At 33.5% G+C, this 11,716-nt stretch carries 12 protein-coding genes and 1 pseudogene; 11 read left to right on the top strand and 2 right to left on the bottom strand.

Annotated features, from left to right (window positions below):
* Positions 1 to 300 precede the first annotated feature (300 nt).
* Complete coding sequence (locus tag BZARG_RS11045) at positions 301 to 705, top strand: hypothetical protein (RefSeq protein ID WP_008638389.1); 405 nt, start codon at positions 301 to 303, stop codon at positions 703 to 705.
* Between the two features lie 166 nt (positions 706 to 871).
* Here the strand turns inward: BZARG_RS11045 and BZARG_RS11050 are convergent.
* Positions 872 to 1,306: pseudogene (locus tag BZARG_RS11050) on the bottom strand (IS110 family transposase); the annotation flags it as partial.
* Positions 1,307 to 1,452: 146 nt separating this feature from the next.
* On the opposite strand from BZARG_RS11050, the gene uvrA reads away from it, so the two are divergent.
* The 10 genes from uvrA to BZARG_RS11105 all read left to right on the top strand — a co-directional run bounded on the left by uvrA (position 1,453) and on the right by BZARG_RS11105 (position 10,076).
* Positions 1,453 to 3,993, top strand: coding sequence for an excinuclease ABC subunit UvrA (uvrA, locus tag BZARG_RS11055; RefSeq protein WP_040288555.1), 2,541 nt, complete (start codon positions 1,453 to 1,455; stop codon positions 3,991 to 3,993).
* 270 nt (positions 3,994 to 4,263) lie between these two features.
* Positions 4,264 to 4,641 carry a hypothetical protein gene (locus BZARG_RS11060; RefSeq protein ID WP_008638390.1) on the top strand — a complete coding sequence of 126 codons (378 nt, stop codon included), beginning with the start codon at positions 4,264 to 4,266 and terminating at the stop codon, positions 4,639 to 4,641.
* A 128-nt stretch (positions 4,642 to 4,769) separates the two neighbouring features.
* On the top strand, positions 4,770 to 5,186 hold the full coding sequence (locus tag BZARG_RS11065; RefSeq protein ID WP_050807307.1) for a hypothetical protein: 417 nt from the start codon (positions 4,770 to 4,772) through the stop codon (positions 5,184 to 5,186).
* Positions 5,186 to 5,584 carry a membrane protein gene (locus BZARG_RS11070; RefSeq protein ID WP_008638392.1) on the top strand — a complete coding sequence of 133 codons (399 nt, stop codon included), beginning with the start codon at positions 5,186 to 5,188 and terminating at the stop codon, positions 5,582 to 5,584. The genes BZARG_RS11065 and BZARG_RS11070 overlap by 1 nt, the downstream gene beginning before the upstream one ends.
* 95 nt (positions 5,585 to 5,679) lie before the next feature.
* Complete coding sequence (locus BZARG_RS11075) at positions 5,680 to 6,069, top strand: hypothetical protein (protein ID WP_008638396.1); 390 nt, start codon at positions 5,680 to 5,682, stop codon at positions 6,067 to 6,069.
* A 114-nt stretch (positions 6,070 to 6,183) separates the two neighbouring features.
* The gene (locus BZARG_RS11080) at positions 6,184 to 6,477 is read left to right on the top strand and encodes a hypothetical protein (RefSeq protein WP_008638385.1); all 294 of its coding nucleotides are present in this window, start codon (positions 6,184 to 6,186) and stop codon (positions 6,475 to 6,477) included.
* 59 nt (positions 6,478 to 6,536) lie between these two features.
* Positions 6,537 to 6,971 carry a peroxiredoxin family protein gene (locus BZARG_RS11085; RefSeq protein WP_262483635.1) on the top strand — a complete coding sequence of 145 codons (435 nt, stop codon included), beginning with the start codon at positions 6,537 to 6,539 and terminating at the stop codon, positions 6,969 to 6,971.
* A gap of 307 nt (positions 6,972 to 7,278) precedes the next feature.
* The gene (locus tag BZARG_RS15320) at positions 7,279 to 7,977 is read left to right on the top strand and encodes a YARHG domain-containing protein (RefSeq protein ID WP_008638401.1); all 699 of its coding nucleotides are present in this window, start codon (positions 7,279 to 7,281) and stop codon (positions 7,975 to 7,977) included.
* 156 nt (positions 7,978 to 8,133) lie between these two features.
* On the top strand, positions 8,134 to 8,838 hold the full coding sequence (locus BZARG_RS11100; protein ID WP_008638394.1) for a HEAT repeat domain-containing protein: 705 nt from the start codon (positions 8,134 to 8,136) through the stop codon (positions 8,836 to 8,838).
* A 95-nt stretch (positions 8,839 to 8,933) separates the two neighbouring features.
* The gene (locus BZARG_RS11105; protein ID WP_008638405.1) at positions 8,934 to 10,076 is read left to right on the top strand and encodes an oxygenase MpaB family protein; all 1,143 of its coding nucleotides are present in this window, start codon (positions 8,934 to 8,936) and stop codon (positions 10,074 to 10,076) included.
* A gap of 28 nt (positions 10,077 to 10,104) precedes the next feature.
* Here the strand turns inward: BZARG_RS11105 and BZARG_RS11110 are convergent, their stop codons facing one another.
* The gene (locus BZARG_RS11110) at positions 10,105 to 11,559 is read right to left on the bottom strand and encodes a sodium:solute symporter family protein (protein WP_008638399.1); all 1,455 of its coding nucleotides are present in this window, start codon (positions 11,557 to 11,559) and stop codon (positions 10,105 to 10,107) included.
* Between the last annotated feature and the right edge of the window lie 157 nt (positions 11,560 to 11,716).

Below are 11,716 nucleotides of genomic sequence, written 5' to 3' on the forward strand. Positions count from 1 at the left end.
AAAAAGTATTTGATTTGGCATTAAAAGAATTGATAAGTAAAAAAAACTGCAAAGTTCATTTATGAATCTTTAGTCGATGATAAATTTAATCTGTTATCGTAAAAGTACTAATGGCAACACCGTGTAAAAATAATTGCTTGGTTCTCGCCTACTTGGAAAATCCTGCGGATTTTCCACAGGCTCGGTCAATATTTAGTATTTTAGGTGCTTGCCACCGCAACTATTCTTACACATAAACGTTGGCAACTATTTACACGCAACCTTTTGAAAGTTTTAGCATCTAATAGAAAAACAATAAAAATGAAAAAAAAGAATATTATTTTAATTATTCCAATAATATTTTTTGGAATAATAATGAGCTGTACTGATAATGACGACAGAGAAGATGAATGTATTACAAATAAAACTGAATATATTACTTCTGTAAACTCACCGAAAACAGGAATTGTTAATGAAACAATAAATATTGAAGTTAATTTTGGTGTTTCCAATGGTTGTGGTGGATTTGGAAAATTTATTGAAACCCAAAACGGAAATAATAAAACTATTGAAGTTGAAGCAAAATACGAAGGTTGTATTTGTACTCAAGATGCACCAATAAGAACTGTGAACTATGAATTTATTGCGAATAGCGTAGGAGATTACGAATTGAACTTTAAATCAAGTTCGACAGAATTTATTACTGTTAATCTTACAATAAATTAAAAAAGCAGCTGTCAAAATTTGAAATGCGACTTTTGACTGAATCTAAATAATTAATTTATCTTCTATAAATATTTGAGTTAAAAGTTCGATGAATGAAAAAAGTCACAATCTGAAAATAAAAACGGTTGCCAACAAAGTACAGTGCTAAAAAACAAGTAAAAATGCATTAACTTTTCACCAAAGTACTTCTGTAAGTATCCTCGTATATTAATCCTGATTTAGCAATTGCAAAAGCCTGTTTTAGTAGCTTATTACACACCGCTATTAATGCTAGTTTTTTGCTCTTTCCTTTGGCTACAAGTCGCTCATAAATATCCCTACAAGCCTTATTATATTTACAGGCGTTAAAACTGCACATAAATAATAAATTACGGAGTTTTTGGTTGCCTACCTTGCTGATGCGAGGTCTCCCTTTTATACGGCTCCCACTTTGACTGATTATAGGAGTAAGACCTGTATAAATACATAATTCTCTTCCACTTGTAAGACGATCAAATCCATCCGTTAGAACAATCAAAATAGTAGCTATTTTGTTTCCAATACCTGGTATCGTTTTTAGGCATGTTAGTACATATTGACGGGCTTCTTTTACTAAAATCATGTTTTGACCCCTAATTAAAAATAGTCCGATATTTATTTTAAAGGAGGTTTTAAACTTTGCAAACTAAATTGATGACAATTTTTTCATTAACCTAAAATTAAAAGCTTTATCCCTATGTTGGTATATTTTTTGATTCGTCCGTTGGCATGAAACAATTGAATGACAATAAGACACAAAAAGAAGGCTTCGTTTCAATACGTGGCGCACGCCAACATAATCTTAAAAATGTAAGTCTAGATATTCCCCGCGATGCTTTGGTTGTTTTTACAGGCGTTTCTGGATCGGGAAAATCATCACTTGCTTTTGGTACACTCTATGCTGAAGCACAACGCAGGTATTTGGAATCTGTATCGCCTTATGCCAGACGACTTTTTCATCAAATGCCTATACCGGAAGTAGACCAGATTGAAGGTTTACCACCAGCAGTTGCCTTACAACAGCAAAGAGGTTCAGGAACTACACGATCTTCAGTGGGTTCTGTGACCACATTATCTAACTTATTGCGCATGCTATATTCCCGCGCCGGCAATTACCCTCCCAATCAATCTATTTTATATGCCGAATCTTTTTCAACTAATACGCCAGAAGGAGCTTGTCCCCAATGCCATGGACTAGGTCGAGTTTATGAAGTAACAGAAAAAAGCATGGTTTTGGATGATTCCTTAAGCATCCGAGAAGGCGCTATTGCAGCATGGCCAAAAGCTTGGCAGGGTCAAAATTTTCGAAATATTTTAATCACTATAGGTTATAATGTGGATATTCCTTGGAAAGATCTTCCTAAAAAAGAACGCGATTGGATCTTATTCACCAACGAAAAGCCACAAGTACCTGTTTATCCTGGTTTAGATCGAGATCAGGTACAACTTGCTATTAAACAAAAGAAAGCGCCAAGTTATATGGGCACTTTTACAGGTGCCCAAAAATATGTGTTACACACCTTTGCTAATACCCAAAGTGCTTTAATGAAAAAGCGCGTTTCAGAATACATGTTGAGTAGCGATTGCCCTACTTGCAATGGTAAGCGTTTACGTCCAGAATCGCTTTCTGTAACTTTTGCAGGTTATGATATTGCAGATATTTCACGTCTGCCTTTAAAAAGGTTGCTTACTATATTTGAACCTTATAGCGATGGTTCGGCACCGAGTTTAATTAAATTAACCAAAAATCACCAGGAGAAAGCATTGGTGGCACAGCGAATTGCCGAAGATCTTGTTGCTAGGGTTACTGTTTTATTGGAACTAGGACTTGGATATCTCTCATTAGAACGCAGCACGCCTACCCTTTCCCCTGGCGAACATCAACGATTGCGACTGGCGACTCAAGTGCGCAGTAATTTATTTGGAGTCGTATATGTTTTAGATGAACCCTCGGCAGGATTGCATCCAGCAGATACCGAAGCATTACTAAAGTCTCTGGACAGACTAAAAGCTTCCGGTAATTCACTTTTTGTTGTCGAGCATGAATTAGATGTCATTCGTCATGCCGATTGGATTGTAGATGTTGGTCCGGACGCAGGCGAAGGTGGAGGAGAAATTTTATATAGCGGTCCTCCTGCCGGTTTAAAAAATAGTGCAAGATCTAAAACTAAAGACCATCTTTATAATAACCTGCCTTTTGAAAAGTCTGCAGTTAGGAAGCCTTCTGGCTGGTTGGAGCTAAATGGCGTTACCAGAAATAATTTAATAAATCTTGACGTGTCTTTTCCTTTGGGCGTTTTAACGAGTGTAACCGGCGTATCGGGCTCGGGTAAAAGTAGTTTAGTCAGTCAGGTTTTGGTCGAATTAATGTCCGCGAAATTAGGAAAGGCTCCTTCCACCGAGGAAGAAGAGCAAGATGTATTGCAGCAAGATGTAGTAGCTACATTGGGTGGTAAAATTACAAAAGGTGCAGAAAGACTAAAACGTATGGTCGTGGTAAATCAGAAACCCATTGGTAGAACACCGCGCTCTAATCTTGCTACATACACGGGCTTGTTTGATATAGTGCGAAAATTATTTGCGGCAACAAAATTAGCAAAAGCACGTCATTATAATGCCGGACGCTTTTCATTTAATGTGGGTAAAGGCCGTTGTGCTAATTGTGACGGCGAAGGCTTTGTCATGATAGAGCTTCTGTTTCTACCAAGTGTTTACGCACCATGCCCTGTTTGTAGCGGTGCACGATATAATGCCGAAACTTTAGAAGTGACTTATAATGATAAAAACATAGCCGAGGTTCTTCAGATGACCGTAAATGAAGCTGCTTCTTTTTTTGAAAAAGAAGACCGAGTAAGCAGACCTCTTAAAGTTTTACAAGAGGTCGGTTTGGGCTACTTACGATTAGGCCAGCCAGCAACTGAACTTTCTGGCGGAGAGGCACAGCGTATTAAACTTGCTACAGAACTCCAGCGTTTAAGTCGTGGAAACACGCTTTATGTTCTAGACGAGCCAACTACAGGATTGCACCCAACGGATGTAGAGAAACTACAACTGCAACTGGCACGTTTAGTTGATGCAGGCAACACCGTAATTGTAGTCGAGCACGATATGCAAGTAGTAGCTGGAAGTGATTGGGTAATTGATATAGGTCCTGGAGCTGGAGATGAAGGCGGAAAAGTAATAACCGAAGGTACTCCAGCGCAAGTAGCAAAAAACAAAGAAAGTAAAACCGCTGTTTATTTAATGAGAACATTAAGCGGTAATCATTGATGTAAAAAGGCCTAAATTGTCAGGAACTTTAAAGCAATATTGAGTTACAAAACTGTCTTGAATAGTGAAGGAACTAAATAAAAATTCTGACTTTATACAATCATAAATCTCGAATTATCAACACTGTGTATAAAAAAAAGTGTAGTTTAGTGCGCAAGAAGAAAGAAAGTTCGTGTTCGCGCTCTGCAGTGCTCCTTTGAAAGCCCAATAACGCAAGCATTTACTTTTCATTTACAAAATCGCTAGCTTTAATTTATTTTAAAAAAACTCATGAAAACAAAAAACATTTTACTCGGAATTTTATCATTAATATCATTTGCAACTTATGCACAAACTGAAAAAAGCACAGTAATTGAAACAAATTCCGCAGTAACGCAATTAAATGTGGAAGCGACAAATCTTGACGATTTGAAAAACTTTGATTGGGAAATGGTTAAAGAAATGTTTCAAGAAAATGATAAAAACCAAGAAATAACACTTGCCTTTGCTTACGTAAATAAATCTGAAGTTGATAAATCAAAAATTAGAGTTGACAACTTTGAAATGAAAGTAACTGGGAAAACAGCTGATTTAGATAAGCTGACTACAAGACTCAAAAAATCGTTTTCTAAATTAGATGGCATTAACGATCGTTATATAAATAACTAAATCTAAAAGGATTTAGAAAGAATTACGGCTTAAAGCTTTATCAATGTTAGCTGCGTGGTTGCATCCTTTTCATTTCTCTTCGGAAATTTCTTTGACGTAAGTACACACATTTCACATACCAACCAATTGTGAAAACCAAAGAAATGATAAAAATTAGATATTCTAAAGAAAGATTAAAAAATAATTTAAGATTGGGAATAGTCTTTATTTCTATTGGAATAACTCTAGTATTATTATCGTTTGCTACTGGAGATTGGAAAAGCGTATCTCTTTACTCAATAGGAATAGGACAAATGGGTGCAGGAGTTTGTACGTTGATCATTTATTACTTTGAAAACCAAAAGCAATATTTGACATTAAAGAGTGGTGAATTAATAAAAAACCAATTAATTCCGAAGAAAATAAAACTTTCCAAAATTAAATCTATCAGAGAATTTGCAGGAGAATTAAAACTAATAATGGGGGAAAGTGAATTTATAATTAACACTCAAATTATAGAGCCAAAGTCTTTAGCAGAATTGAAAAAAGAATTGAATCTTGATTGATGAAAGCGAAAATAAAACCTAAAAAAGGAAAACTATACTTAACAATTTCTATCTCAAGTCTTACAACTGCTTTGCTATTAACAATGTTCTACAGACCATTTATTTATGAAAATAAAATTAATGATTTCGGATTTTCAGATACGATTGGAAGTTTAGTTTCTGTAATTGGATTTTGCTTTTTTGTATGGGGATTAAAGGCATATTCAAATAATGATAAAAACAAACAAATTATTATAGCAACCATAATATATGCTTTTGGTTGGGAGTTTTTTGGATATTTAAGGATTTATGGAACATTTGATTACAAGGATATTATTGCAGCAGTTATAAGCGGCATTATGACTTTTTTATTAAAAGAATTTATTGAAAAAAAATGGGATGAAAAGAACCTGGCATAATACATTCTATAAATTACAGCTTGCTACAAGTTAGTTTTATAAATTTATGTTCAAACTCTTCAAGACTTATAAACATAATCAATTAAAATAAAGCTATGCCTATAGATAAAACAGAAGCATTCTTAAAAAAATTTGATTATAATTTTCAAAGAAAAAATAACGCATTGGTAATCAAAATGGATTTCTCTCAAAGAGTGACAATAGATTTTTCTGACGCTGAAAAAATTAGAATTACATATAAGTTAGTTGGATGGAATTCTTTAACTGGTTTTATTGAAATGAGCATTAAGAATGCAACTCTTTATAGCTTTATTGGAGTACTCATAACGACAGTATTATTCGTGTATTTGGATTTAGAAAGTAACGGAATTAATCTGATTTTTATTTTTATAAGCCTTATAATGTGGGTGTTAATTTGGAATATCTATTATTTAATAAAAGCCGAAAACCTTAAACGCATTTTGATTTTATGGAACAAAAAATAGTAATCTGAACACGAAAAACGTTACTGCGCTATACATAAAAACACGTGTTTTGAAAATCATACCTTGACCACTTATAAAAAGATCGAAAACGAATTTAAATATCCTAAAAATATTATGAGAAATATTATTGTACTAGTCTTCGTGCTATTTGGATTTACGCTATTTGGACAAGAAAAAGTTATAAAAAAACCAGAATACGTAATAATTGCTAACAATGAGATAATTACAAAAGAAAAACTTGACGAATATGGAAAGGAAGGTTTAATTCAAGGCATGCATAAAGGTGTAACTCAAGACGAGCGTGATAAACTTGCAGAAAAATTTGGTAGTCAAATTGGTGATCGAGAATTTATAATGAAAATAGATATACTTACAGAAAAAGAAAAACTGAAAGTCAAAATCACGTAAAATCAAATGATATAAAAATAATTAAGACGGAAAACCCTAATGATAATCTAAAGCTGAACATTAATGATCCTGCAAGTGACTTTACAGTTCAAATGATTAATGGAGAAACAATTAAGCTTTCGGATTTAAAAGGAAAAGTAGTTCTAGTAAATTATTGGGCTACTTGGTGTGCACCATGCTTAATTGAGTTTGCAGAGTTCCCAGAAAAAATACTTGAACCCTTTAAAAATAAAGATTTTATCTTAATAGCAATATCCAGAGGAGAAGAAAAAGAAAGAGTACAAAAAAAAATGTCTCAATTGGAAAAATACGGTGTAAATTTCAATGTAGGAATTGACCCCGATGAAAAAATTTGGGATCAATATGCAACAGGAGCACTTCCAAAAAGTTTCGTTATTGACCAAAACGGTATTATTAAATACATATCAATAGGTAATTCAGAGGGCAATGTTGATAATTTAGCTACAGAAATAAAAAAATTGTTAGTAAAGTAAATTCAATTATTACCTGAAGGTCATGTTTCAGGACAAAACATTAAATAAATATAAATTAGAAATTCTATAAATGGAGAAAATTCGGATAATAGCAATAGCACTTTTTTTAATAATCACCTTCCTTTTTTGGAAGCTGACTAATGGCCATTTCACAAAAGAATTTGGTATAAAGTTATGGAATCAATGGGGAACCAGACTTTTTTATTGGCAAGGTGTAATATACACGAGTACCGGGATTACAATTCTAATACTGTTTCTTTTAAAATGGACTAACGTATTGATTTTCTAGAAGTCATAAAATCAACACATGCGAATATTAATAATTTTATTACTTATTTCAAATTTTACTTTTGCTCAATATTGGGGTGGATCAGAAATTAATGACTCGGATTTATCAAACTGGCTACCAGAAATTGAAATTGAATATGCCGGATCATATCATTTTGGCGAAAGCGAAAGTGAATCTGATTTTCATTTATTCTTTTCGGAAGATGTTATAATTGGATTCGTTCAAAGTGGATATTGGGAGGAAAACACGAGTCTTAGGAAAAGCAATTATATAAACCTTACAAATATCGTAATCGATAAAGCAGGAAACTTTACCAGTGACCAGTATACTGGAAAATTTATTAACTATAAAACTGATTCTGGGGAGTACCTCAAAGGCTTAAAAATAAATAACCCTTGGACTAGTTGGATTGAAGACAGCGCATTTGAGATCGGGATTAAGACAAAGCTTGAGTTTAATAATATCTATTATGGAAAGTATGGAAAAGCTTCATTTATGAAGCTAAATCCCCATGAACTTAAAAAAATGAATGCTGGTGAATTGCGCATAATGAAAAATGAAATTTATGCACGCTATGGGTATACTTTTATTGAAAATAGTAAAATGGATATTTATTTCAGAAATCAAAATTGGTATAGACCAGAGCATAAAAATGTAGATCATTTTTTAAATAAAATTGAACTTTATAATATTAAAATGATTGCAGAATTAGAGTAAAAACTGCTTGAGGTAAAGCAATAAAATCACTATCTAAAGTTAATCTTCAATGCATTTTCTTCGCTTCTTTTTTCTACTTTTTATTAGTTTAGGAAATCTTGATGCGAAATTGATTAAGTCTTATTATATACAAAAACTGACAACAATTCAGAAAAAATGTCTAGTAAACAAAAGCAACTACAAGCCCGCGGATTCATAGAAAATGGAACCAAATCTGAATTTGAAAACTTTTCATTTAATAGAAAGGTTGATTTGCTTGAAAGTATAATAGCTACTGAACGCACTTTAGGCACCAGATTATTAAAGGATAATAAAACTACAATATCGGTTGGTTATTTAATAAAAGCGCTAAAAATTGAAAAGAAATTATACACTAAAATTGAAATTTGCAATACACTTTCCCTACTAAATGAATTAGCTGTGACACCTCTAATAATGTGTTTGGCTAAAATTGGGGCCAATCAGCATAAAGCAGTTCCAGAAAAACTTTTTTTAAAAGACAGCTATCCTTTACCCAGAGATATTGCCAGTCGTACATTGGTTAGAATAGGTACAATAGCTATTCCTGACTTATTAAAAGCACTAAATACAGAAGACAATTATATGTTAAACGAACTGATTGACACCATTGGACATATTAATTATTATTCTAAATCGGAAAGCATTTACCAACCGCTAAAATCAAGTTATATTCAGAATAAAACGAATGATTTAATAAAATGGAAAATTATTCAAGCATTTAGCGGCGTAAATGAAAGTGAGGAATTCCTAAAAGAACAATATACAGAAACTAGAAATAAGCGACTGAAAAAGGAAATTGAAAGAAGTTTACGATTAATTGAAAAACGAAAGAAAGTTTAGAAATAAATTCTTAAAACCATCAAGTAAACTTCCTCTAGCATGAAAGGATAAATTGTTTTTATTGTATATTCAATTGAAACTTTTATAATTAATTTATGCTAACAGATCAAGAAAAACGTCTTGAAGATAAATTCAGCTATTTCTGGAATGAAGGTCTTGGTAAGGAATTTAAGGACTGGGCAAATGTAAACCCTAATTTATCTGAATTTGAGACTTATGATGATTTGTTCGTGGAATACGACACCATAGGCGACCAAATAGTTTTAGACGCTTTTAAAAACGATTCGTTTTCTGAAATCATGAAAAATCTTTCAAAAGAAGACGATCAATCTTTACCAAATGATGTCAAAAATCTTCTTTCGCAGATGGAAGATACGCCGGAATGGGTAAACCAAAATCTATTGAAATTAGGCACACAACTTTCACAACGCTCGGGATTAACTGGTTTGGTTGTACTTCGGAACTTCTCATTATTAGGTGGTTATTATTACTCTAGTCTTACCAAACCATTAATTTTTACGGGTTCTTTAGAAAAAGGCGCCAAACAGCGGTTATTTTATACCCTTTCTTTTTGGATAGATGTAAATAGAATAGAAACAGATGCTAAAAAAACCAGATTGTATGCCTGCCTAAAAACCCGATTAATACATTCGGCATCCAGACTGATGATACTAAAAGACAAAACTAAATGGGATCCTGGTATTTCGGGCATACCAATTAATATAATGGATATGGTGGCCACTAGTATTGGCTTCACTCTTTATTTTTTATACGGATTAAAAAAACTAAATCTTTCCTTTACAAATGAAGAAGAGTTGGGTGTTTTTCATTTATGGAAATATGTGACATGGCAATTGGGTGTACCAGCAGAGTTAATTCCCAACAACAAACAAGAAGCTGTTAATTTTTTCTATTATTGGACGCATAAACAAGAATTACCTAATGAAGATTCTATAAAGTTGGCAAACGCACTTCTGGACGAAAACACTAACTTAAGTTTAATAAAATCCGATTTTATAAATAAAAACATCAGATCCATACATGGTAGCGTTGCAAACTACTTGCTGGACAAACAAACGAAAACCGATCTCCAAATACCGGAAACTAGATTTAAAAACCTCATCATTGGTCTGCTTAAAACGGGAAGTTACTTGTTTTCTAAGGGAAGTACAGCAAATCAAATTCAGAAGGGAAATGAAGCTCATCAATTGGTTTTAAATGATTATAAAGGACCATAGTTATAATCTAATTTAAGTCCAATATCTCCTAATAGCGTCCAAAAACATTGGCCTTACGAATAAAACGCAGACTTTTTTCTGTATCAGCAGGTGTTAATAAACTTATACCTACATAAAGCACAAACGAAATAGATATACCAATAACGGCTTGTTTTGCTGAAGCAATCTCCCAAGCAACCGGAAAATCTGCTCCTAAAGCCACTGCAAGATTATAAAATGCAAATGTCAACCCAAAAAGCATGGATACCGTTGCAGCTTTAGATGTCCCGCGTGCCCATAAAAACCCCATCACTAAAGGTACAAAGGCGCCACTAGTCAAGAAATCTGAAGCAATCCATGAAATAGTTAGTACGGATTGAATTTTTAAAGCCATAAAAAGAGCAATAGCCGCCATAATAAATGTAGATACGCGGGCAACAATCACACCGACTTTAGGTTTAGCATTGGGTTGTACATATTTTTGAAACACATCTACCGTTAATGATAAAGCACCTGTATTTATTAGAGAGTCCATAGTGGACATAATTGCCGAACACAATCCTACAAACAAAATAGCACTCAAAATAGGACTACTTAAATTGCTAACCATATCTGGAATAATTCCTGTTTCTGGAACCGTTTCATAAAGTACAGAACTAAACATCCCCGTATACGTGACCATGAGATAGAGCGGAATAAACGCTAAAAAACTAATCAGCATCATTTTTTTTGCATCCGACCCTTTTTTAGCTGCAGAGATCCGTTGCCAAATATTGGCTTGTATCATCCAGGACGTTCCAAAGGTGATCACATAGGCTAGATTATCGGCTACATCAGAAAAAAACGATGTATACCCTTCTTTAGCATTTGCTACTGCGTTAAGCTTGACTGCTTCGAGTCCACCAGATTCTGAAAAGGTTAAATAAAATAAGAATACACCAGTAAACAGAAAAAACATAAACTGCAATAAATCTGTAAGTACAACACCTTTAAAGCCACCAAACATAGAATAGGCAAGTACGATTAGCGTTCCTAATACGGCACCATTAGCATAACCCATATCGAAAAAAGCATGAAAAAACCGACCAATAACAATAACCTGAACTGCTGAAGCAATAACCATAAAAATGATAATAAAAATTGTCAGCAATAAAGCTACTGTATCATTATAGCGCTGACTCATGAGCTCTGGCTGGGAAATAGTTCCGATATTTCGAATCCCCTTAGAAAACACATACATTAATGCCGTGGCTATTAAAACAGGTACCCCGTAAATCCAAAATGAACTTAAGCCGTTTTTGTGTGCGTGATCTACCAAATCTATAGCTGAACCTCCTCCCCACCAAGATGCAATAAAGGTTATAGCCAATAACCATGCAGGCAATTTTCGGGATGCCAAAAAATAATCCTCGCTACTATCGTTTTTACTATTCCATAAACCTATAGCTATAATAATGACAACGTAGACTGCTAATAAAACAATGGTTAGTGTAGTTCTGGGCATTAATTAGCTAATTTATCTTAATTTTTAAACATGCAAAGTTAAAGCTTTATCCCTCTTAACGTTCTTTTGAAAAGAGATACTTTTATGTTATTCATAAGTTTTTTCGCGTATATGAAAGCTATTGAAGTTTTTATTAAGAATTTCAAATTGAGATGTG

The organism is Bizionia argentinensis JUB59 (assembly GCF_000224335.1).
Lineage (GTDB): Bacteria > Bacteroidota > Bacteroidia > Flavobacteriales > Flavobacteriaceae > Algorimicrobium > Algorimicrobium argentinense.

Excerpts from the sequence above, each read along its gene's own strand:
- BZARG_RS11070 (WP_008638392.1), top strand. The coding sequence starts at position 5,186 with ATGAAAGCGAAAATAAAACCTAAAAAAGGAAAACTATACTTAACAATT.
- BZARG_RS11100 (WP_008638394.1), top strand. The coding sequence starts at position 8,134 with ATGTCTAGTAAACAAAAGCAACTACAAGCCCGCGGATTCATAGAAAAT.
- BZARG_RS15320 (WP_008638401.1), top strand. The coding sequence starts at position 7,279 with ATGCGAATATTAATAATTTTATTACTTATTTCAAATTTTACTTTTGCT.
- BZARG_RS11110 (WP_008638399.1), bottom strand. The coding sequence starts at position 11,559 with ATGCCCAGAACTACACTAACCATTGTTTTATTAGCAGTCTACGTTGTC.
- BZARG_RS11105 (WP_008638405.1), top strand. The coding sequence starts at position 8,934 with ATGCTAACAGATCAAGAAAAACGTCTTGAAGATAAATTCAGCTATTTC.
- BZARG_RS11060 (WP_008638390.1), top strand. The coding sequence starts at position 4,264 with ATGAAAACAAAAAACATTTTACTCGGAATTTTATCATTAATATCATTT.
- BZARG_RS11080 (WP_008638385.1), top strand. The coding sequence starts at position 6,184 with ATGAGAAATATTATTGTACTAGTCTTCGTGCTATTTGGATTTACGCTA.
- BZARG_RS11075 (WP_008638396.1), top strand. The coding sequence starts at position 5,680 with ATGCCTATAGATAAAACAGAAGCATTCTTAAAAAAATTTGATTATAAT.
- uvrA (WP_040288555.1), top strand. The coding sequence starts at position 1,453 with ATGAAACAATTGAATGACAATAAGACACAAAAAGAAGGCTTCGTTTCA.
- BZARG_RS11045 (WP_008638389.1), top strand. The coding sequence starts at position 301 with ATGAAAAAAAAGAATATTATTTTAATTATTCCAATAATATTTTTTGGA.